General features: G+C 62.0%; 1 protein-coding gene and 1 pseudogene. Both read right to left on the reverse strand.

Annotated features, from left to right (window positions below):
* Window positions 1-1,199: phenylacetate--CoA ligase PaaK (gene paaK / locus A2I95_RS38990; protein WP_291737738.1), on the reverse strand; the 1,199-nt coding region annotated here is incomplete at its 3' end.
* Between the two features lie 15 nt (window positions 1,200-1,214).
* A pseudogene (locus A2I95_RS42735) lies at window positions 1,215-1,299 on the reverse strand (phenylacetic acid degradation protein PaaD); the annotation flags it as partial.

A 1,299-nucleotide genomic window follows, 5' to 3' on the forward strand; every position in this document is an offset into this window, starting at 1 on the left:
CGCTTGGTCAGCATCCGCGCCGCCGCAGTCCTGCTCAGCTCATCCGTGGCATCAGGATTGGCCTCCACATAGACCCGCATCGCGTCCATCCGGCCGGATTTATACAGCTCGATCTGGTAATGCGGCGCCAGCCCGCCAGTGGCCATCAGCTGCTCTTCCACCTGGCTGGGAAAGACATTGACGCCGCGCAGGATGATCATGTCGTCGCTGCGCCCGGTGATCTTCTCCATCCGCCGCATCGTGCGCGCGGAGCCCGGCAGCAACCGTGTCAAGTCGCGGGTGCGGTAGCGGACCATTGGCAAGCCTTCCTTGGTCAGCGTGGTGAACACCAGTTCCCCCATTTCGCCGTCCGGCAGCACCTCACCCGTCACCGGGTCAATGATTTCCGGCAGGAAGTGATCCTCCCAGATCACCGGGCCGTCCTTGGTCTCGACGCATTCATTGGCCACCCCCGGCCCCATGATTTCGCTGAGCCCGTAGATATCGACCGCATGCATGTCGAAAGCCTGCTCAACCTCGCGGCGCATCGCATCGGTCCAGGGTTCGGCGCCGAAAACGCCGACTTTCAGCGAGCACTCGCGCGGGTCCATGCCGACCTTGTGGTACTGCTCCAGGATGTTCAGCATGTAGGAGGGTGTCACCATGATCCCGTCGGGTTTGAAATCGGTGATCAGGCCAACCTGTTTTTCGGTCTGCCCGCCGGACATCGGAACGACAGTGGCGCCCAGACGTTCGATCCCGTAATGCGCGCCCAGGCCGCCGGTGAACAGCCCGTAGCCATAGGCGTTGTGCACCATGTCGCCCTTGCGCAGTCCAGCCGCCCGCAGGGACCGCGCCACCAGATCCGCCCAGTTGCTGATGTCATTCGCCGTATAGCCCACAACTGTCGGCTTGCCGGTGGTGCCGGAGGACGCGTGCAGGCGCATAATCTGTTCGCGCGGCACCGCAAACAGGCCAAACGGGTAATTGTCGCGCAGGTCGTTCTTGTAGGTGAAGGGAAACTTGGCCAGATCCGACAACTGCTGCAAGTCGTCCGGATGCACGCCCGCCTCGTCGAACCGTTGCTTGTACATCGGCACGTTTTCATAGGCATGCCGCAGCGACCATTTCAGCCGTTCCAGCTGCAGGGCGCGGATTTCGTCGATCGAGGCGATCTCGATCGGATCCAGATCAGCCTTGTTGGGGGTCAGGTCTTTCATGGCATCCTCCACGCCTTATTCGTCAAACAACTGGCCTTTGACCGCCCGGGAGAAGCCCCGGAATTCGGCAATCTGCCGGCCGTCCTGATTGGTCACCGCC

This window comes from Leisingera sp. F5 (assembly GCF_001593695.1).